General features: G+C 50.9%; 17 protein-coding genes and 6 tRNA genes. 12 read left to right on the forward strand and 11 right to left on the reverse strand.

Features of this window, described 5'->3' with window-relative positions; genetic code table 11:
• Positions 1–50 precede the first annotated feature (50 nt).
• From mgrA to AC1MKH_RS17635, 4 genes are all read left to right on the forward strand, one after another.
• Positions 51–1,040, forward strand: a complete 990-nt coding sequence (gene mgrA, locus AC1MKH_RS17620) for an L-glyceraldehyde 3-phosphate reductase (RefSeq protein WP_276219582.1) — start codon at positions 51–53, stop codon at positions 1,038–1,040.
• 135 nt (positions 1,041–1,175) lie between these two features.
• A complete protein-coding gene (locus AC1MKH_RS17625; protein WP_276219580.1) occupies positions 1,176–1,502 on the forward strand; it encodes a DUF2502 domain-containing protein in 327 nt (108 codons plus the stop codon).
• Between the two features lie 159 nt (positions 1,503–1,661).
• Positions 1,662–3,221 (forward strand): PTS transporter subunit EIIC, encoded by a 1,560-nt coding sequence (locus AC1MKH_RS17630; RefSeq protein ID WP_276219578.1) that lies wholly within the window; start codon positions 1,662–1,664, stop codon positions 3,219–3,221.
• 16 nt (positions 3,222–3,237) lie between these two features.
• On the forward strand, positions 3,238–4,584 hold the full coding sequence (locus AC1MKH_RS17635; RefSeq protein WP_276219576.1) for a class-II fumarase/aspartase family protein: 1,347 nt from the start codon (positions 3,238–3,240) through the stop codon (positions 4,582–4,584).
• Here AC1MKH_RS17635 and AC1MKH_RS17640 read toward each other — a convergent pair.
• The 3 genes from AC1MKH_RS17640 to AC1MKH_RS17650 form a co-directional block, all read right to left on the reverse strand.
• Positions 4,577–6,124 carry a BglG family transcription antiterminator gene (locus AC1MKH_RS17640; RefSeq protein ID WP_276219574.1) on the reverse strand — a complete coding sequence of 516 codons (1,548 nt, stop codon included), beginning with the start codon at positions 6,122–6,124 and terminating at the stop codon, positions 4,577–4,579. The two genes, AC1MKH_RS17635 and AC1MKH_RS17640, sit on opposite strands and share 8 nt — an antisense overlap.
• A gap of 86 nt (positions 6,125–6,210) precedes the next feature.
• Positions 6,211–7,452 (reverse strand): Nramp family divalent metal transporter, encoded by a 1,242-nt coding sequence (locus AC1MKH_RS17645; RefSeq protein WP_276219572.1) that lies wholly within the window; start codon positions 7,450–7,452, stop codon positions 6,211–6,213.
• Positions 7,427–7,489, reverse strand: coding sequence for a hypothetical protein (locus AC1MKH_RS17650; RefSeq protein ID WP_436650122.1), 63 nt, complete (start codon positions 7,487–7,489; stop codon positions 7,427–7,429). The genes AC1MKH_RS17645 and AC1MKH_RS17650 overlap by 26 nt, the downstream gene beginning before the upstream one ends.
• A gap of 297 nt (positions 7,490–7,786) precedes the next feature.
• On the opposite strand from AC1MKH_RS17650, the gene nupC reads away from it, so the two are divergent.
• Positions 7,787–8,974, forward strand: a complete 1,188-nt coding sequence (gene nupC / locus AC1MKH_RS17655; protein WP_276219570.1) for a nucleoside permease NupC — start codon at positions 7,787–7,789, stop codon at positions 8,972–8,974.
• Between the two features lie 54 nt (positions 8,975–9,028).
• Here nupC and AC1MKH_RS17660 read toward each other — a convergent pair whose 3' ends face one another.
• The 3 genes from AC1MKH_RS17660 to AC1MKH_RS17670 all read right to left on the reverse strand — a co-directional run bounded on the left by AC1MKH_RS17660 (position 9,029) and on the right by AC1MKH_RS17670 (position 11,594).
• Positions 9,029–11,212 (reverse strand): sensor domain-containing phosphodiesterase, encoded by a 2,184-nt coding sequence (locus tag AC1MKH_RS17660; RefSeq protein WP_276219569.1) that lies wholly within the window; start codon positions 11,210–11,212, stop codon positions 9,029–9,031.
• Positions 11,213–11,402: 190 nt separating this feature from the next.
• Positions 11,403–11,478 (reverse strand) — tRNA-Ala (locus AC1MKH_RS17665).
• A gap of 40 nt (positions 11,479–11,518) precedes the next feature.
• A tRNA-Ala gene (locus tag AC1MKH_RS17670) sits at positions 11,519–11,594 on the reverse strand.
• Positions 11,595–11,811: 217 nt separating this feature from the next.
• On the opposite strand from AC1MKH_RS17670, the gene AC1MKH_RS17675 reads away from it, so the two are divergent.
• Together AC1MKH_RS17675 and AC1MKH_RS17680 are read left to right on the forward strand one after the other, a co-directional pair.
• Positions 11,812–12,174 carry a YfeC-like transcriptional regulator gene (locus tag AC1MKH_RS17675; protein ID WP_015963529.1) on the forward strand — a complete coding sequence of 121 codons (363 nt, stop codon included), beginning with the start codon at positions 11,812–11,814 and terminating at the stop codon, positions 12,172–12,174.
• A 5-nt stretch (positions 12,175–12,179) separates the two neighbouring features.
• Positions 12,180–12,578 (forward strand): YfeC-like transcriptional regulator, encoded by a 399-nt coding sequence (locus tag AC1MKH_RS17680; RefSeq protein ID WP_276219566.1) that lies wholly within the window; start codon positions 12,180–12,182, stop codon positions 12,576–12,578.
• Between the two features lie 26 nt (positions 12,579–12,604).
• On the opposite strand, the gene gltX is transcribed toward AC1MKH_RS17680, so the two are convergent.
• The gene (gene gltX, locus AC1MKH_RS17685) at positions 12,605–14,020 is read right to left on the reverse strand and encodes a glutamate--tRNA ligase (protein ID WP_276219564.1); all 1,416 of its coding nucleotides are present in this window, start codon (positions 14,018–14,020) and stop codon (positions 12,605–12,607) included.
• Positions 14,021–14,277: 257 nt separating this feature from the next.
• Here gltX and AC1MKH_RS17690 point away from each other — a divergent pair.
• From AC1MKH_RS17690 to AC1MKH_RS17705, 4 genes are all read left to right on the forward strand, one after another.
• Positions 14,278–14,353, forward strand: a tRNA-Val gene (locus tag AC1MKH_RS17690).
• Between the two features lie 44 nt (positions 14,354–14,397).
• Positions 14,398–14,473 (forward strand) — tRNA-Val (locus tag AC1MKH_RS17695).
• A 46-nt stretch (positions 14,474–14,519) separates the two neighbouring features.
• Positions 14,520–14,595 (forward strand) — tRNA-Val (locus AC1MKH_RS17700).
• A 4-nt stretch (positions 14,596–14,599) separates the two neighbouring features.
• A tRNA-Lys gene (locus AC1MKH_RS17705) sits at positions 14,600–14,675 on the forward strand.
• A gap of 116 nt (positions 14,676–14,791) precedes the next feature.
• Here AC1MKH_RS17705 and AC1MKH_RS17710 read toward each other — a convergent pair.
• Genes AC1MKH_RS17710 through xapA form a run of 4 tightly spaced genes read right to left on the reverse strand, consistent with a single transcriptional unit; the run spans position 14,792 to position 18,082 of the window.
• On the reverse strand, positions 14,792–15,676 hold the full coding sequence (locus tag AC1MKH_RS17710; protein WP_276219562.1) for a LysR family transcriptional regulator: 885 nt from the start codon (positions 15,674–15,676) through the stop codon (positions 14,792–14,794).
• A 49-nt stretch (positions 15,677–15,725) separates the two neighbouring features.
• Positions 15,726–15,884 carry a XapX domain-containing protein gene (locus AC1MKH_RS17715; RefSeq protein WP_276219560.1) on the reverse strand — a complete coding sequence of 53 codons (159 nt, stop codon included), beginning with the start codon at positions 15,882–15,884 and terminating at the stop codon, positions 15,726–15,728.
• Between the two features lie 52 nt (positions 15,885–15,936).
• Positions 15,937–17,190 (reverse strand): xanthosine/proton symporter XapB, encoded by a 1,254-nt coding sequence (gene xapB, locus AC1MKH_RS17720; RefSeq protein WP_276219558.1) that lies wholly within the window; start codon positions 17,188–17,190, stop codon positions 15,937–15,939.
• Between the two features lie 58 nt (positions 17,191–17,248).
• Entirely contained in the window at positions 17,249–18,082 is an 834-nt protein-coding gene (xapA, locus tag AC1MKH_RS17725) for a xanthosine phosphorylase (protein WP_276219556.1), read from the reverse strand.
• A 248-nt stretch (positions 18,083–18,330) separates the two neighbouring features.
• On the opposite strand from xapA, the gene AC1MKH_RS17730 reads away from it, so the two are divergent.
• Positions 18,331–19,095, forward strand: coding sequence for a nucleoside-specific channel-forming Tsx family protein (locus tag AC1MKH_RS17730; protein WP_276219555.1), 765 nt, complete (start codon positions 18,331–18,333; stop codon positions 19,093–19,095).
• Positions 19,096–19,108: the final 13 nt, after the last annotated feature.

The raw sequence follows: 19,108 nt of genomic DNA on the forward strand, positions 1-19,108 counted from the left end.
ACAATGCGTAGTGTAAACGTATACACTACTGATGCTTTGCGGAGGAACTTATGGTTTATCAGGCAGATCCGTCACGCTACAACACGATGGAATATCGTCGTTGCGGCGCAAGCGGGCTGAAACTTCCCGCCATTTCGCTGGGCTTATGGCATAACTTTGGCGACGCCACGTTAATCGAAACCAGCAGGCAGCTGCTGCGCCATGCCTTTGACCTCGGCATTACCCATTTTGATTTAGCCAACAACTATGGGCCACCGCCGGGCTCGGCGGAGAGTAATTTTGGCCGCATTCTGCGGGAAGACTTTTTACCCTGGCGCGATGAGCTGATTATCTCCAGCAAAGCGGGCTACACCATGTGGGATGGGCCTTATGGCGACTGGGGATCGCGTAAATATCTGGTCGCCAGCCTCGATCAAAGCCTGAAACGCATGGGGCTGGATTACGTGGATATTTTTTATCATCACCGTCCGGATCCGGATACGCCGCTGGCGGAAACTATGCGTGCGCTGGATCACATCGTACGTCAGGGCAAAGCGCTGTACATCGGACTTTCCAACTACCCGGCTGACCGTGCGAAAGAGGCCCTTGCGATTCTTAACGATCTGGGCACTCCCTGCCTGATCCACCAGCCAAAATATTCCATGTTTGAACGCTGGGTGGAAGATGGGCTGCTCGATCTGCTGAAGCAGGAAGGCGTTGGCAGCATCGCTTTTTCACCGTTAGCGGGCGGGCAGCTTACGGATCGCTATCTCAATGGTATTCCGACAGATTCCCGTGCCGCCAGCGGCAGCCGTTTTCTTAATCCGGATCAACTGACGGATGAGAAACTCGCGAAGGTTCGCCAGTTAAATGAGATAGCCATGCAACGTGGGCAGAAATTGTCGCAAATGGCGCTGGCCTGGGTATTACGTGACGACAAAGTGACATCGGTACTGATTGGCGCCAGTAAAACGGCGCAACTGGATGACGCCGTTGGCATGCTGAATAACGGGCACTTCAGCGCTGAAGAGCGGGCCGCCATAGACGCGATTTTGCAATAGCGCAAATTAGCAGCACTTTTAGCAAAAAGTGCTGCCCTTTACGATTTAGGAGTTACCCCGATGATACGGATATTTACTTGTTCGTAATATAGGGTTAACAGGCCGGGCAAGGCCCGATCGTGAAGGAGATAAACTATGTTCAGGTCACTGATTCTGGCTGCAGTATTGATGGCCTCAGCAGCACCAATGATTGCTAACGCTGGTGAAATCACCCTGCTGCCATCAATAAAATTACAAATTGGCGATCGTGATAATTACGGTAACTACTGGGACGGCGGCCGCTGGCGTGACCGGGGTTACTGGCACGATCACTATCAATGGCGCGATCGCGGCTGGCATCGTCACGATAACGGCAGACATCGCGGTTGGGATAATCGCCGGGCTTATGAGCGCGGTTATCACGATGGCCGCCATGACGGGCGAGGACGTGGTCACGGACATGGGCACGGGAAGCATCATTAATTTCCCCCAACGCTAATGACTTTAAAAAGGGTTTCTGTATATCAGGAACCCTTTTTTTATGGTCAAATCCTGCGCTTTTTATTCATCACTATTTGCCCTTGAGCAAAAAGGTGCTCAACGTATCTTAGCGTGACGGTATTTCACGTCAGGATTACTATCATGAATGCACATTTTAGAGATGAAATTCAGACATTCGGTCGTTCACTGTTATTACCTATTGCCGTACTGGCTCCGGTTGGCATGGTAATGGGCATTAGTTCTGCTTTAGGTCAGAGCTATATGATCGATAAGCTGCCTTTTTTAGGTAATGACATATTCAAAGCCGTTTTATCTTCCCTGGGATTAATCAGCAGTGTGATATTTAATAATATCCCACTGCTTTTCGCGATGGGCGTCGCGTACGGCATGTCGAAGAAAGAAAAAGGGATTGCCGTATTTGCCTCCGTGGCGGCGTATCTGACATTGCTTATCGCCATGCATGTGCATTTAAAACTGGCCGGTGACCTGGCTAAAGGCGACCTTTCGCTTGCAGGCCAGGGGATGATTTTAGGGATCCAAACGCTGAAGATTGAGGCGCTGGGCGGAATTATCGCGGGTCTTCTGGCAGCGAAAATAACCGACCGTTTTTACCGCTTACAGCTGCCGCTGGCGTTTGCTTTTTTTAGCGGTAAAAAGTCAGTGGCTATTTTGACCATCGCCTTCGCGATCCCGGTGGGCTTAATCATTCCGTTCATCTGGGAGCTTTTTACCGCCGGCATGCGCGCCGTCTCAACCATTATGATGGCACCGAACGTCGGCGCAGGAATTTATATGACGCTTAACCGCCTGCTCATTCCCTTCGGCCTGCAGCATGTGCTCAGCTCCACCGTGCGCTTCACCGCCGCTGGCGGCACCTATCTTATTGACGGGCAAACTTACGTCGGAATTCTGCCCGCAATGAATAAGATTCTCTTCGACCTTGGCCCTGCCCATCCGGCCTGGAAAGAATTTATGCCCACACTGACCAGCTATCTCGCTTCCGGGCAAATGTTAACCACTCTGTTTCGTGTGCCGGCAATTGGCCTTGCCATGTACCACACCGCCTATTTCAAAAATAAAAAATTCGCCAAGGGGATGATTCTCACCGTGGTATTAACGGCGATGCTCGGCAATATTACCGAACCGCTTGAATTTTCCTTCCTGTTCATCGCACCAAAACTGTTTATTGTGTATGCCGTACTGTGCGGTTTATTGACTATACCGCTGCAATTACTGGACGTATCTATTGGTTATATTCGCGGTACTGTTTTTGACTTCGGCATTTTTGGTTTGATGTACGAGCACACGCAGTGGCTGAATTTAATTCTGCTGGGTATGGTTAACTTTGTCGTGTTCTATTTTGTATTTCGCTTCGCGATTAGCAAGTTCGATATTAAAACGCCGGGGCGTGAGAGTGAAACGACCGACAGCACCCTGCTGAATAATAAAGAATACGATAAAGTCGCCGAACTGGTGATTCAGGGGCTCGGCGGTAAAGAGAATATCAAACGCGTTGAGAACTGCGTTTCTCGTTTACGCATCGATTTGAGCGATCAGAAGAAAATTGATATGGCATTGCTGAAAGATTCCGGCGCGCTGGGGACATTTATTCCCTCCAGCAACCACATCCACGTGGTCTTTGGCCCACATGTTGAGTTTGTCCGTAACGCGGTAGATGACCGTCTCGCGGGCGCGAATTAAAAACAAGGAGAGAATAATGCGCGCACTCTATGATTCAAAAAGCAAAACGCTTGACGATCGCGGTCTGAAAACATGGCTTAGCCAACAGGCGCGAGTGCAATCCTGGCTGGACGTTGAGGCCGCGCTGGCCCTGGCTCAGGCGGAGCATGGTGTGATCCCCGCCAGCGCGGCTGAAAATATTGCCGCCAATTGCCGGGTTGAACGCATCGATCTACTGGAGATGGATCGCCTGCTGCGTGAAATTGGCCACGGTTTTGTGCCGGTGCTGAAAGTGCTGGTGAAAGCCTGTGACAGTGAAAGCGGAAAATACGTTCATTACGGCGTGACAACACAGAATATCCAGCAAACCGCACAGCTCTCTCTGGCGAAGCAGTTCGATGCGCAAATACAGACATTCCTACGCGATATTTTACACAACCTCGCCGCTATGGCGCGCGCGCATCACGATACGCTCATGGCGGGCCGCACCCACGGGAAACACGCATTGCCCATTACCTGGGGCTACAAAGTTGCGGTGTGGATTGAAGAGCTTCTGAGCGCGCAAGAACGAATGCGCGAAGCCGAAAAGCGAATTTTTACGGTGATGATGGGGGGTGCCGTTGGCGCCTTTCACGCTACGGGCGAGACCGGACGGAAAGTTCAGGAGAGCGTTGCCCGGCGGCTCGGCATGCATTCAATGGCAATACCTTCAAGAAATTCACGCGTGTACCGCATGGAGTACATCAGCAATTTGTGCTTGCTGGCCACAACCCTGCATAAGATAGCGGAAGAGGTCTATCAAACCTCTGGTGAGGAGTTTGGCGAAGTGTCGGAGGCCTTTACCAAAGGCACCGTCGGTAGCAGCACAATGCCGCAAAAAGTAAACCCGAAACTGGCCAAAGGGATTATCGGTAATGCGCAGAAGCTGTATTCCGTGCTGACCTCCTGTCTCTATGTCACCTCACGCCCTTTCGAAGCAGACAGCTCCGCCTATTTTATTTTTGATGCCAATATTCAGGAGAGTATGGAGTGCATCACTGAGATAGTCATGCGTGCCGAGGAGCTGACGCGCACACTGGTGATTCATCGTGAACGGATGCAGCAAAATGCGCAGTTAACGCATGGACTCATTAACAGCGAGAAAATCATGATGCAACTGGTGGAGAAACTGGGCAAAGATGCCGCCCACGAGCGCGTCTATCAACTGGCGATGCGCAGTACCCACGAATCGCTGCCCTATGCAGACGTTTTACGTCAGGATTATGTCATACGTGAGCATTTCAGCGATGAAGAGATAGCGGCGCTGCTCGATCCGGCGCATTACCTCGGCCTTTGTTCGCAAATTGCGCGGGAAGCCGCCGACCGTGTCGATGCGCTTAAATAAAGATGTCGCCATAGCGAAATTCGAGAAACGCTTTTAACGCTTCCGGGCTCATGCCTTGTACCTGCCGCACAAATGTGTCGGCAGGTATTTTCTGACGCGCGGGGAGTAAACCGCGTTCACGTAACAGCCTGAAATCTTCCTGCGTCAGCCAGAAATTCACTTTCACGCATTCCAGTTCCGCATAGCGCAGATGATTGGAGATTTTGTTGGTGAATGTGATGAGCAGATCAAATGCCTCCTGCTTCAGGAGGTCTATTTCATTAATGTTTACGCATGCCACAACATCAATGTGAAACCGTGAGAGCAGCACTTCCCGAAAGTAACCCACTTTGCTTTCTGAGGAATTTGTGACGATGATTACGCGTTTTTTCGCGTCACTCACTACGCTATTTCTCAGTTCATATTTCTTGATAATCAGGATCAGCGTCGCCAGATGGACAGGCGAAAAAGAGACCTGCCACAGATGCTCAATCTCTTCTAACGCCTGCCGCACCTGTAGCCATAAGTCAGGGTACCGCCCTTCAACACCGTGTAATTTTTTATCATCAAACCACAGCCGCAGCGTGTTCTGAATAATTGCGGCATAAATGAAGTTATAGAGTTCAGCAAACCAGGCGTGAGGGCTATGAATGGTAACGTTCAGCTTGCGCGCCAGTATCGTACACACTCGTCTCACGCAGTGAACCAGCGCCGCATCATAAAGCGTAAAGGGACGGTACGTCAGCGTAAGTGAGGCAATCAACATATCCAGGCAGGCGTTTTCCGCGTCACTGTCCAGCGCCTGATAGGGATAAGTTGTCAGGAACCGGACTGTCTCCGCGGGCGTAATCCTGTGTCCCCGCTTACTACGATGCAGCCCCAGGCTAAGATAAACCAGCAAATACTTTCTGCCGTTATAACCGGGGCGGATTATTGGGCTAATGACGCGGGAATAGCACTCTGCCGCCTGAACGATCTCTTCTGCGCATTCATCAAGAAATTGTTCAGCAATGGCCCGATTCGCTGGCTCGTTCGCCTGATGCGCCACTAACCGATGATTCGCGCCTATCTCAACGGTTTTTACTATCGCGATGCACGCAGCGACACGCAGACGAAATTCATTACCGACCAGCCGCGAACCTTTACGAGGAACGCTTACCAGTGACAGCGCGTGAACCTGCAACTGACGCTGTATCAGCGGGTTATCGTTCTTCACCGTTCCGGCGCTAACGTTAAACTTTTTGTAGTACTCGTTTTTGTTCACCACATCGTGCAGGCAAAGTGCAACCAACAGGCAGCTTACGCGCTCTTCAGGCGTGGTGATATAGCGGCTGAACTGTACACGCTGCAAAAATTCGATGTATTCCCGATAACCAATGCGGGTGGTAATGAATTGATTATCCTGATGAAGCTGGACGTGTTCCGGCAGAAGATCGTTAATCTCCTTCATCGTGCGCTTGAGTGTAGAGAGGGTTTTACCAAAACGCTGCACGGCAGCATCGATGGCAAGCGGCGAGTTATCCTGGAGATATTTGAGAAAAGCGAGATCGAAGTGATTCATGGATGCGCACCGATTAACAAGGCGCATCCATCCTATGGGAAATGCGTAAGCAAAACCGTGACCTGTCGCGGGCCACGGGTTTTATGCTAGAGCCCCAGCAGCGTCCCCACCAGCAACCAGCCGTTCAGCGCAACCACCAGACCCACAATCAGCCAACCGGTGCGTCTTACCAGTGCGGAGTTTACCAACTCACCCATCAGTTTTTGATTACTGGTAAAGACCAGCAGCGGTACCAGTGCCAGCGCAATCCCGAAGCTCAGCAGCACCTGGCTCATCACCAGAATGCGGGTAGGATCCATGCCCATCAGAATCACGATGAACGACGGTAGCATGGTGACGGAGCGGCGCACCCACAGCGGTATGTGGAAGCGAATGAAGCCCTGCATCACGACCTGCCCTGCCAGCGTGCCAACTACGGTAGAGGAGAGCCCGGCGGCAATCAGGCTCAGGCCAAAGATAGTGGCGGCTGAATGACTGAGCAACGGTTCCAGCGTCAGGTACGCCTGGTCGAGATCCGCAATTCCGGTATGCCCGTGGAAGTGAAACGCGGCGGCAGCGGTCGCCATCATCGCGAGGTTAACGAATCCGGCAATGGTCATGGCTATCGCCACATCCCAGCGCGTAGCGTTATAGCGTTCACGCGCGCTACCGCCGTGCAGATTTTGTGTCAGCGATGAGTGCAGGTAAATCACGTGCGGCATGATGGTCGCACCCAGCACGCCCGCCGCGAGAAATACGGCTTCCGAGGTGGGCAGAGAAGGAATAATCATCCCTTTTGCCAGTGGGGCCAGCGCAGGTTGCGAGAAAATCAGTTCGACGATGTAGGCTGCGGCGACAAACAGCAGCAGCCCGCCGATCACTTTCTCCAGCGGTTTTTGCCCACGCCGTTGCAGCATCAGGATCAGGAACGTCGCAATCCCGGTTAATACCGCGCCCTGAAGCAGCGAGATCCCCAGGATCAGCTTAAAGCCGATCGCCGCGCCGATAAATTCCGCGAGATCGGTCGCCATGGCGATGATCTCGGCCTGTACCCAGTAAAACCACACGACCGGTCTCGGGTAATGGTCGCGAATCTGTTCCGCCAGGTTTTTGCCCGTGGCGATACCGAGCTTGGCAGAAAGCACCTGAATCAGCATCGCCATCAGGTTGGCCCATACCACCACCCACAAAAGCTGATAGCCGAAGCTGGCCCCGGCCTGAATGTTGGTCGCAAAGTTACCCGGATCGATGTAGCCGATGGCGGCAATAAATGCGGGCCCCATCAGCGCAAGCCTCATCCGGCGCGCTGTACGACTGCTGTTGTTACTTGCCACGCGACTGTCTGTCATTCTCTGCCTCAAAAACATAGCCTTTGCTATGTTTCATGCTACCAAAATGAGAATGATTATCAAGTTCATTTAAAAAGGTGATAATGATTGCTCTGATAGCCGAAACCGATAGTCGGGCTGGAGGTTGGGAAGGTTTGGTATACGCTTATTGTGAGGTTAGTACATTATACAATCTTTAAACACATTTACTTAACATAATAAAAATGTATGTTCGATCACTCTTTTTGAGATTGCTCACAGGTTCTGAATATAGTGCGACTTTGATCTCGTTTTATTTAGTTACGTTACATAGAATGTGCAAGAAAATTAAACCTGCCTCATATTTGGAGCAAATATGGACCGCGTTCTTCATTTCGTCCTGGCGCTTGGCGTTGTGGCGATTTTAGCGTTGCTGGTCAGCCATGACCGCAAAAAAATTCGAATTCGTTATGTAATTCAATTACTTGTCATTGAAGTCTTACTGGCATGGTTCTTCCTGAACTCCAACGTCGGTCTGGGCTTCGTGAAAGGCTTTTCCGAAATGTTCGAAAAACTGCTCGGATTCGCCAACGAAGGCACCAACTTCGTCTTCGGGAGCATGAACGATCAAGGCCTGGCATTCTTCTTCCTGAAAGTCCTGTGCCCTATCGTCTTCATCTCTGCGCTTATCGGTATTCTGCAACACATTCGCGTGCTGCCGATTGTTATCCGGGCGATTGGTTTCGTGCTCTCCAAAGTCAACGGCATGGGCAAACTGGAATCGTTCAACGCCGTGAGCTCGCTGATTCTGGGTCAGTCTGAGAACTTTATCGCCTATAAAGATATTCTCGGCAAAATGTCCCGCAACCGCATGTACACCATGGCGGCAACGGCAATGTCTACCGTGTCGATGTCTATCGTCGGTGCCTACATGACAATGTTGGACCCGAAATATGTGGTGGCGGCGCTGGTTCTGAACATGTTCAGCACCTTTATCGTCCTCTCTATCATCAACCCATACCGCGTTGATGCCAGCGAAGAAAACATCCAGATGTCTAACCTGCACGAAGGTCAGAGCTTCTTCGAAATGCTGGGTGAATACATTCTGGCTGGTTTCAAAGTAGCGATTATCGTTGCGGCGATGCTGATTGGCTTTATCGCGCTGATTGCAGGTCTGAACGCCCTGTTTGCTGCCGTTCTGGGTATTTCCTTCCAGGGCATCCTGGGCTACATCTTCTACCCGATTGCGTGGGTGATGGGTGTACCGGCCAGCGAAGCGCTGCAGGTAGGCAGTATCATGGCGACCAAACTGGTCTCTAACGAATTCGTCGCGATGATGGACCTGCAGAAAGTGGCGTCTACGCTCTCTCCGCGCGCAGTCGGTATCATCTCCGTGTTCCTGGTTTCCTTCGCGAACTTCTCTTCTATCGGTATCATCGCCGGGGCGATTAAAGGCCTGAACGAAGAGCAAGGTAACGTGGTTTCTCGCTTCGGCCTGAAACTGGTTTACGGTTCTACGCTGGTGAGCGTGCTGTCTGCGTCTATCGCGGCGCTGGTGCTGTAACGCCAGGCTGCGTCTACAAGACGTAAAAAAACGGGACGATAATCGTCCCGTTTTTTATTTCTTCAGTTCACTGAGCGGCTCAGGTTTACCCAGCAAATAGCCTTGCAGATAATCCACACCCAGCTCGAATAACTTCTCTTTCTGTTCCTGCGTTTCGACGTACTCAGCCACCAGCGTCAGACTCTTCACTTTCGCCATGTCGCAAATCGACTTCACGATCAGCTGGTCCATCTTGTCGCTGACGATATCGCGCACAAAGCAACCGTCAATCTTGACGATATCCGCTTCCAGACGCTTGAGGCGCTCATAGTTAGCGTACCCGGTACCAAAGTCATCAATGGCAATCAGACAGCCATAGGCGCTGAGCTGGCGAATATTATGCAGACTGTTTTCCGAGTCTGAGAACGCCTGCTCTTCCGTAACCTCGATGGTAATAGCCCCGGGCGTTACCCGATAGCGTTTCAGCAGCCGAATAATTTCATCCGCCGCGCCTTTCTGCATCAGGGTAAACGGCATCAGATTGATTGAAAAACGATGCCCCGGATAGTGCTTCATCTTGCTCAGCAGCGTTTCCACTACCTGCATATCAAAGCGGTAGCTCAGGTTAAACTGGGTGATAATCGGGATAAATTTATCCGGTGTAATCAGCTCGCCGTCGCACTGTAGCCGGCTAAGAATCTCATGGTAACCCTCGCCGTTTTTATCGACGATAGGTTGCGCATAGAGAAGAATACCGCCATGCGCCAGCGCACGTTTAACCCGGTTTAGCATCATGACACGCTCGGTCGTGAAGCCGGAAATGGCCTCTTCCCGGCTATCCAGCGCCAGCACCTGGTGCGAGCTGCACGCCTGTTCAGAGAGCCAGCTCAGTTGCCCCAGCGTATGGTGCAGCTGGTTTTCTTCTTTGCCGTCAATGACGCCCCAGGACGCGCCAAATTCCAGGTCGATTACATTGTTATTCCAGCTAATCTTGTGATTATTCAGGAACTCAACAATGTGCGTCAGGCGCGCTTCGGTCTCCGGGCCGGTCAGCACCAGCAGCAGTTCGTTGCCGGGGATCTGAAAGAGTTTTTCATCACTCGTCAGCAACGGTTGTAAATTTCGGGTGATCGCACGCTTACAGTGAATACGCATCATCATGCCGTAGTGACGGCTTAAAAACTCAAGATTATCGATGCGCAGACAGCACACCGTTGCCTGCTGGTTCTCCTTTAACCACGACTCAAACTCGCGCAAATTCGGCAGGCCGGTTAATGGATCGATCAGCGCCTGATCGTGCCATTTACGCTTCAACGCTTCGCCTCGCGCGTAAATCTGTACCATATACAGAATACAAATCGTGAACGAGATCAACACGGACAAAACAAAAGCAACCGAGTAGGCACTCAGCACCCCAAACAGGAAATGCTTGTTATTCAGCACCAGCAGGAATGCTGACACAGACCAAATCAGAACGATAAGTACGCCGCTTAAGCGGCTGATTCCTGAGAAGAACAGGATAAAGATAATCGGCACCAGATAACCGGCAATGTACTCCGTCTCATAAGGCGAACACAGTACGGTTAACAAAACGACCAGCCCGAGAATCCAATACAGCACAAAAGTTCGATTCTGCGACGTCAGGCAAGCGACCACATGACGACGCCAGAAGGCTCTGGCGTAGCGCGGGTTAAGGATCATCCGCATTGGATAATAGAAAAGCGGCGTAAATATCAGGGACGCACAAATGAGACTTTGCACATCTACAACGCCATAAACCAACGAATGGGTGCCAAAGTAGCTGGAGACGCTTACCGGAAAATCAAGGTAGTGGCCAACCAGGTACATGATGCCTTTGATGATCGCCGGCGCGACAAAGCCAATCCAGAAGACGACTGCGCCCATATGGTGGCTGGGTAATCCGTACCGCCACCGTCGGCCAACGCTCCAGCGCAACATCACCGATGAAATCAGCACGCCCAGCAACTGACAGGTGAGTAAGACGACAGCCTGGAAAAGCGTGAGATTAACGACGAAATTATTGACCACAAAAAAACTTATGATCAAAGGAATAACGGCATGACGACCGAACAGGAGAACGATAGCAAACGCTGCGCTAAGCGGTAACCAGGCAAGATAAGCTTCAGTACCATCAATAACGGCTTTAGGCGAGACAAAGCGAGCAAAGGGAATTGCGATTAAAGAGAGAGCTAATGCTACAAAAAACTTGCGCGACAAAATATCTGTATTAAATCTCATTAGTATTCAGAACTGCATCCTTGTCGGTACACCTATAACCCAGACTGATACTATGGGCATTATTCGAGCGAATCAAGGTGCTAAAGGAGGAAATTCCGACTAAACAAGGCGGAATACGAATATTGTTGCGGCTGGTTTAGGAACAGTATAGACAAACAAAAAACCCCCGCCACAGGCGAGGGTCTGAATTTGGTGGAGCTAAGCGGGATCGAACCGCTGACCTCTTGCATGCCATGCAAGCGCTCTCCCAGCTGAGCTATAGCCCCAACGGTGCTTTTACGTTCCAAACCTGATGGGAGCAGGATTTGGTGGAGCTAAGCGGGATCGAACCGCTGACCTCTTGCATGCCATGCAAGCGCTCTCCCAGCTGAGCTATAGCCCCAACGTAAAGCGTGTCGTGTTGACGGGCGGCATAATATGAATTCCATTGCGAGGTGTCAACGGCAAAATGCTGTGTGGCAAGCTAATCGCTGAAAAAGCAGACAGATGAATAACATTCCGAGCACGCTCGCAGAGAGAAGTTAAACCTGTCACGCTTTCTAATAAAAGGATGCTATAACATGAACTCGTAATTCCCACACTGCGATTCAGGAAATAGCATGCTCAAGGAACGAATGACACCGGAAGAAATCGCCCACCTGACTGGCTACAGCCGACAAACCGTTAATAAATGGGTGCGCAAGGAAGGATGGCAAACCTCGCCCCGTCCCGGCGTCCAGGGAGGAAAGGCCCGTCTGGTCCATATTAACGATCAGGTCAGGGAATTTATCTATAGCGCGCAACGCGCATCCGACACCACCGCGACTTACACCACGCAGAGTGTGAATGACAATGCGTTTCACGGCCTGTTGCTGAATCTGGCGCAGGAAATGACGCTTGAAGAGCAGCGACAGTTAACCTCTTTACTGTTGCGTGAAGGGATCAGCGGCCTGCTGCAACGTTTGGGTATCCGTGGCGCATAATCGTGATGAAAAGACTCAAAGATAAAATGTCTACCGAAGAGCTGGCGCGCTGTCTGGGAATGACGCGTCAGACAATCAACCGCTGGATCCGCGAACAACACTGGCAAACCGAGCCGATGCCGGGCGTGAAAGGCGGCCGGGCAAGGTTGATACACATCACGCAGCAGGTGAGAGACTTTCTGGCGAATACGCCTGCCCTGCTCCACGTTGATGAAGCCGACGCGCAAATGAATGAACCGGCGAAAAGCTACTCGACTAACGAAGCGGACGTTATCTGGCAGCAGATCAGCGACACCTTACAGGTGATGACGCCAGATGAGATGGAAAAGCTGAATGTTTTACTGCGTCGTGAAGGCATATGTGGGTTTATGTCGCGGCTTGGGTTGAGCGAAACACAGGCGTAAAAAAACGGGCTTTCGCCCGTTTTTTATTACTGCTGGCTTTCGCGCTCAGCAATAAAGCCCAGCGCTTTGTTGATGCGCTCGATGCTACGGTTTTTACCAATCGCGTGAACGGTCACGTCCAGCGCGGGCGATTGACCCGCACCCGTTACGGCTACGCGCAGTGGCATCCCCACTTTACCCATGCCCACTTCCAGCTCATCGGCGGTCGCCTGAATTGCGTGGTGAACATTTTCTGCCGTCCAGTCGGTGATAGCAGACAGTTTATCGCGCACTACTTCCAGCGGCTGACGCGCTACCGGACGCAGGTGTTTTTTCGCCGCATCCGCGTCGAACTCAGCGAAATCTTCATAGAAGTAACGGCAGCTCTGCGCCATCTCTTTCAGCGTTTTGCAACGCTCGCCCAGCAGTTTCACCAGCTCAGACAGCTGTGGACCCACGCGGGTGTCGATATTTTCCTGCTCAATATGCCACTGCAGATGCGTTGCAACATATTCAGCTGGCAGATTATTGATGTAGTGATGGTTCAGCCACTGCAGTTTTTCAGTGTTGAAGGCGCTGGCTGATTTACTTACGGCGTTCAGCGCGAAGAATTTGATCATCTCTTCACGGGTGAAGATTTCCTGATCGCCGTGAGACCAACCTAAACGCACCAGATAGTTCAGCAGCGCTTCCGGCAGGTAGCCATCATCACGATACTGCATCACACTTACTGCGCCGTGACGTTTAGAGAGTTTTTTACCGTCATCACCGTTGATCATCGATACGTGTGCGTAAACCGGCACCGGTGCATTCAGCGCTTTCAGGATGTTGATCTGACGCGGCGTGTTGTTGATATGGTCTTCACCACGGATCACGTGGGTGATTTCCATATCCCAGTCGTCCACCACAACGCAGAAGTTGTAGGTTGGAGAGCCATCGGTACGGCGGATGATCAGATCGTCCAGCTCCTGGTTACTGAATTCGATCGGGCCGCGGATCTGGTCATCAAAGATAACCGAACCTTCCTGCGGGTTCGCGAAACGTACCACGCACGGCTCATCGTCAGCATGATGTTCATGGCTGTGGCGGCAACGGCCGTCATAACGCGGCTTTTCGCCGTTCGCCATCTGCTCTTCACGCAGCGCTTCCAGACGTTCTTTGGAGCAGTAGCATTTATACGCCGTGCCCGCTTCCAGCATTTCGTCGATAACCGTGTTGTAGCGATCGAAACGTTTAGTCTGATAGTACGGACCTTCGTCCCATTCCAGATTCAGCCAGTTCATACCATCCATAATGGCTTCAATAGCTTCCGGCGTGGAGCGCTCGAGATCGGTGTCTTCAATACGCAGCACAAACTCACCGTCGTGATTACGTGCAAAAAGCCAGGAGTAAAGAGCAGTACGAGCACCGCCGACGTGCAGATAGCCTGTCGGGCTGGGCGCGAAGCGAGTTTTGATTTTCATTAAATGGCCTTACGTTTATTAAAGATGCCGACAACCGGCAAAACCTGGAACTGAGAAGGGCAATATTCTATCACTCCTGGCTGATTCCTCAATCTTCATCCCTCATCACGGTCAAAGTTAGTCGTTTTTGTATAGAAATCATGCATGAGCGCATAAAACCCCACCGCATTGTTTAATTTTACGACGAACAAACAAATTCTTTAGAAAATGCGTTGACTCATTTTCAACTCTCCCTATAATGCGACTCCACACAGCGGGGGTGATTAGCTCAGCTGGGAGAGCACCTCCCTTACAAGGAGGGGGTCGGCGGTTCGATCCCGTCATCACCCACCAACTACTTTATGTAGTCTCCGCCGTGTAGCAAGAAATTGAGAAGTGGGTGATTAGCTCAGCTGGGAGAGCACCTCCCTTACAAGGAGGGGGTCGGCGGTTCGATCCCGTCATCACCCACCACTTTCTCGCCAGCTGGATTTCTTGCAAAAATGTGAAGTACCGAAGTGGGTGATTAGCTCAGCTGGGAGAGCACCTCCCTTACAAGGAGGGGGTCGGCGGTTCGATCCCGTCATCACCCACCACTTCGGGTCGTTAGCTCAGTTGGTAGAGCAGTTGACTTTTAATCAATTGGTCGCAGGTTCGAATCCTGCACGACCCACCAATGTAAAAAAGCGCCCTAAAGGCGCTTTTTTGCTATCTGCGGTTTGCAAAATTGCCTGATGGGGCTTCACTTATCAGGCCGACGATTTCCGGCAAATGCCGTGCCCAACCACTCACCTACTGCGTCAACGCCGCCAGCAGCTTCACCAATGCTGACGTAACCTGCTGTGTTTCATAAACAATATACAAATCTGCCGGTATACGCTCTTTAAGAGGTCGAAAAACCACGCCGGGCCAGTTCATTTGCGCATAGCTGTCCGCTATCAACGTGATACCAATCCCCATGCTGATCATCGCCAATACCGTTTGCGGCTCATTGACTTCGCGCACGATGATCGGGGTAAATCCGGCCTGTTGGCAGACTCGCTGTAGAAAAGCCCAGTCGGTATGAACAGGCGGCATCGTGACAAAATATTCATCGCGAAGCGCAGCCAGAGGTACTGAGGTATAACCGGCGAGATGATGCTCTTCCGGCATCGCCACCAAAAATGCCGATTCATGTAAACGTTTACTGGTGAATCCCTGCGGCAATTCAGTCGCCATCCGCCAGATGCCCGCATCAAGTTCACGACGTTCCAGGAGCGCCATTTGCATGGCGGGCATCTTTTCGCGAAAAAGAACCTCAACGTTCGGATTATCCTTCAAAAATCGACGCATTGTCGGCCGCATCCTTCCCCACATTGCCGTTCCCACAACGCCGAGTTCAATCCGCCCTGCTTCTCCTCGACCAATCTGTTCCACCCGCGCTAATACCTGATTGGCATTTGCCAGTAGTCTGCGCGACTCTTCCATTAATATTTTTCCGGCATGCGTGAGCGCCACGCTGCGTGAATGGCGAACAAAGAGCAGCGTACCCAGTTGGTTTTCCAGCTCTTTAATATGAATACTGAGTGGAGGTTGCGACATATTCAGACGGGCCGCAGCCCGTCCAAAATGGAGCTCTTCAGCAACGGCGAGAAAATAACGTAACAGCTTTAAATCTGTACGGTAAACACGTTCCATAATGAGAGCCCGAAGGAGTCTGAAAATTAACCTGAGCGTACCATACTCGTCAGGAAATAAAAAACTGCACCACCTGATAACCAATATACATAAACACTATAGATAAAATACCGGGTAAAACATTCGGGACCGGAATGGGTAATCGTAACAACGTAAAAAACACCCCAAGACCTAAACCCACACCGGAAGAGAATAATATTTCTTTCACTCAATATCCTTCATTATAAAAGCAGGCCCACAGCGGGGCCTGCGGACAACGACTAATGTATAACGGAAGCACTGACCTTATCGGGCTGGTGCTTATATTTAAAACCGATGGAAAAAATAATGGCCAGCAATAATGCATATGCAGCAAATACCAGCCAAATAGTATGCCAATCCTTCACGCCATCTACCGAGAAGTAATCTACCGCCATCCCGCTCAGAATGGATCCTACCCATGCCCCTACCCCGTTCACCATGGTCATAAACAGCCCCTGAGCACTGGCACGAATGCTGGAATCAACCTCCTGTTCGACAAACACAGAGCCAGAAATGTTGAAGAAGTCAAACGCGCAGCCGTAGACGATCATCGACAACAGAAGCAGGATAAAACCGGTTGGCGAGGGATCGCCGTAAGCAAAAAATCCAAAACGCAGCGTCCAGGCAATCATGCTCATCAACATGACTGTTTTGATACCAAAACGTTTTAAAAAGAACGGAATAGTCAGAATGAAACCCACTTCCGCCATTTGCGATACCGACAGCAAAATAGAGGGATACTTCACCACAAAACTGTCTGCAAATTCCGGATTGCGGGCAAAATCATGCAGGAACGGGTTGCCAAAAACGTTGGTTATTTGCAGCACCGCGCCCAGCATCATGGCGAACAGAAAGAAGATAGCCATGCGTGGATTTTTGAACAACACAAAGGCATCCAGCCCCAGCTTGCTGGCAAGAGAGGATGTCGATTTTTTCTCAGCAACCGGAATTTTAGGCAGCGTTAGCGCGTAAGCCGACAGCAGCAGAGACGCACCGGACGCAATGTAGAGCTGCAAGCTGCTCAGTTCCAGATGCAGTAGACTTACCGTCCACATCGCAATGATGAACCCCACCGTGCCATAAACACGAATAGGCGGAAACGCGGTGACGGGATCGAGCCCCGCCTGCGCGAGGCAGGAATAGGACACGCTATTCGATAATGCAATCGTCGGCATAAACGCCATCGCGTTTACCAACATCACCCAGAACATCGTATCCGGATCGCTGACAGCTGCCGCGTAAAACAGCACACCTGCGCATACCAGATGGCACAGCATATAGGCCCGTTCCGCACGCAGCCATTTATCCGCAATGATGCCCATAACACCCGGCATAATGATTGCGGCGATCCCTTTTGAGCTATAGACCATCCCGACGTTTGCGCCAGTAAAATGGAGGGTATTAATCATGTAAGAACCGAGGGTAACCAGCCAGCTCCCCCAGATAAAATATTGCAAAAAGGACATTACCTTTAAGCGCATGGCGATGCTCATAATCGTTTCCTTATCGCATCATATGGCCTCACGCGGAGGCCGTTTCTTGTTGTTTTAATCAGGCAATTTTGCGCAGAAAGCCGCAGATAAGATTGATGAAGTTCTGCCGTGAGAGTTCGGCCGCCGCCAGCGTTTGGGCATGAGAGAGTTTGACGTCGCTCAAACCTTCCGCCATGTTGGTGATAGCCGATACGGCAACAACTTTCAGTTCGCAATGGCGCGCAGAAATCACCTCCGGCACAACGGACATCCCCACGACATCGCCGCCGATAATCTGCATCATGCGAATCTCCGCCGCCGTTTCGAAATTTGGCCCCGGATAGGAGACGAACACGCCTTCAGTCAGCGGGAAACCTTCCTCACTGGCCACCTGTTGCAACAGCGCGCGATAGTCCGCGTCGTAAGCGTTAGCCAGCGAGAAAAAGCGTTCGCCAAAGCGTTCATCGTTGGGGCCCGTCATTGGCGTACCCGGCATAGTATTAATATGATCTTTTAGTGCGACCAGGCTGCCGGCGCCAACTTCAGGGCGAAGCGAGCCCGCAGCATTGGTGCAGAACAACAGTTCGCAACCCAGAAGCTTAAAGGTACGAATCGCGTCGGTCATAATGGTCATCCCGCGCCCTTCATAGAAATGACCGCGACCTTTCATACAGGCAACCGGCACCCCCTGAAGATGCCCCAGTACCAACTCGCCCGCATGTCCGTGGACGGTACTTACCGGAAAGCCCGGCAATTTTTCGTAAGAAATGGCAACGGCGTTCTCAATCTGGTCCGCCAGCGCGCCCAGCCCGGAACCTAAAATAAATGCCACACGGGGTGTGAAGTCTGGTTTATACGCGCGAATGATATCCACGCAATACATAGGGTTATGAGAAAAATGAGCCTGATGCATAAGAATCCTTCTTCTGTAGGGTAAAAGATGACGCCTTTTTATAGCGAGATCGTCACCGCCCTGACCAATACACTTTTCACGCAAAATCAATAGTCATTCGATATCGATATATTTATATCTTTTCACTATCAATCTGCAGGAAAAACAGTATTGGCGCCCTTTCCCCATCTGCATTAACAATATGCTGTTTTAATAAATCACGTTTATTAAGCACTCTACTAATAACGATCGGCATAGGGATATATGCTATGAAAAGACATCTTTTAACTCTGACTCTCTCTTCTTTATTAGCCGTACCCGTAATCTCCCACGCAGAATTTAAAGGTGGGTTCGCAGATATCGGTTTTCATTACCTTGACTGGTCCAGCCGGACAACGGAAAAATCCTCAACCAAATCGCATAAAGATGATTTTGGTTATCTCGAACTGGAAGGCGGCGCTAATTTTAGCTGGGGAGAAACCTACGGTTTCTTTGATTGGGAAAACTTTTATAACGGTCGTCACGATAAACCAGGAAGTGAGCAGCGCTATACCTTTAAAAATACCAACCGCATTTATCTCGGGGATACCGGATTTAACCTCTACCTGCACGCGTATGGCACCTACGGCTCGGCAAATCGGGTAAATTTCCACGACGATATGTTCCTGTACGGTTTTGGCTACAACTTCACCGGCAACGGTTGGTGGTTCAAGCCTTTCTTTGCCAAACGCTATACGGACCAAACCTATTACACGGGTGATAACGGCTACGTAGCCGGTTGGGTTGCGGGTTACAGCTTTACACTGGGCAGCGAGAAATTCACTCTTACCAACTGGAACGAGTACGAGTTTGACCGTGATGCTACCTATGCAGCGGGTAACGGCGGTAAAGAGGGGCTGAACGGCGCCGTTGCACTATGGTGGAATGCAACATCACACATCACCACAGGGATTCAGTACCGTTATGCAGATGACAAACTGGGCGAAGATTTTTATCAGGATGCGATAATCTACTCCATCAAATTTAACTTCTGATCCTTTTTCTGCC

The sequence above is a fragment of the Pseudocitrobacter sp. CD920760 genome (assembly GCF_057782505.1).

Excerpts from the sequence above, each read along its gene's own strand:
- mgrA (WP_276219582.1), top strand. The coding sequence starts at position 51 with ATGGTTTATCAGGCAGATCCGTCACGCTACAACACGATGGAATATCGT.
- AC1MKH_RS17625 (WP_276219580.1), top strand. The coding sequence starts at position 1,176 with ATGTTCAGGTCACTGATTCTGGCTGCAGTATTGATGGCCTCAGCAGCA.
- AC1MKH_RS17630 (WP_276219578.1), top strand. The coding sequence starts at position 1,662 with ATGAATGCACATTTTAGAGATGAAATTCAGACATTCGGTCGTTCACTG.
- AC1MKH_RS17635 (WP_276219576.1), top strand. The coding sequence starts at position 3,238 with ATGCGCGCACTCTATGATTCAAAAAGCAAAACGCTTGACGATCGCGGT.
- AC1MKH_RS17640 (WP_276219574.1), bottom strand. The coding sequence starts at position 6,124 with ATGAATCACTTCGATCTCGCTTTTCTCAAATATCTCCAGGATAACTCG.
- AC1MKH_RS17645 (WP_276219572.1), bottom strand. The coding sequence starts at position 7,452 with ATGACAGACAGTCGCGTGGCAAGTAACAACAGCAGTCGTACAGCGCGC.
- nupC (WP_276219570.1), top strand. The coding sequence starts at position 7,787 with ATGGACCGCGTTCTTCATTTCGTCCTGGCGCTTGGCGTTGTGGCGATT.
- AC1MKH_RS17660 (WP_276219569.1), bottom strand. The coding sequence starts at position 11,212 with ATGAGATTTAATACAGATATTTTGTCGCGCAAGTTTTTTGTAGCATTA.
- AC1MKH_RS17675 (WP_015963529.1), top strand. The coding sequence starts at position 11,812 with ATGCTCAAGGAACGAATGACACCGGAAGAAATCGCCCACCTGACTGGC.
- AC1MKH_RS17680 (WP_276219566.1), top strand. The coding sequence starts at position 12,180 with ATGAAAAGACTCAAAGATAAAATGTCTACCGAAGAGCTGGCGCGCTGT.
- gltX (WP_276219564.1), bottom strand. The coding sequence starts at position 14,020 with ATGAAAATCAAAACTCGCTTCGCGCCCAGCCCGACAGGCTATCTGCAC.
- AC1MKH_RS17710 (WP_276219562.1), bottom strand. The coding sequence starts at position 15,676 with ATGGAACGTGTTTACCGTACAGATTTAAAGCTGTTACGTTATTTTCTC.
- xapB (WP_276219558.1), bottom strand. The coding sequence starts at position 17,190 with ATGAGCATCGCCATGCGCTTAAAGGTAATGTCCTTTTTGCAATATTTT.
- xapA (WP_276219556.1), bottom strand. The coding sequence starts at position 18,082 with ATGCATCAGGCTCATTTTTCTCATAACCCTATGTATTGCGTGGATATC.
- AC1MKH_RS17730 (WP_276219555.1), top strand. The coding sequence starts at position 18,331 with ATGAAAAGACATCTTTTAACTCTGACTCTCTCTTCTTTATTAGCCGTA.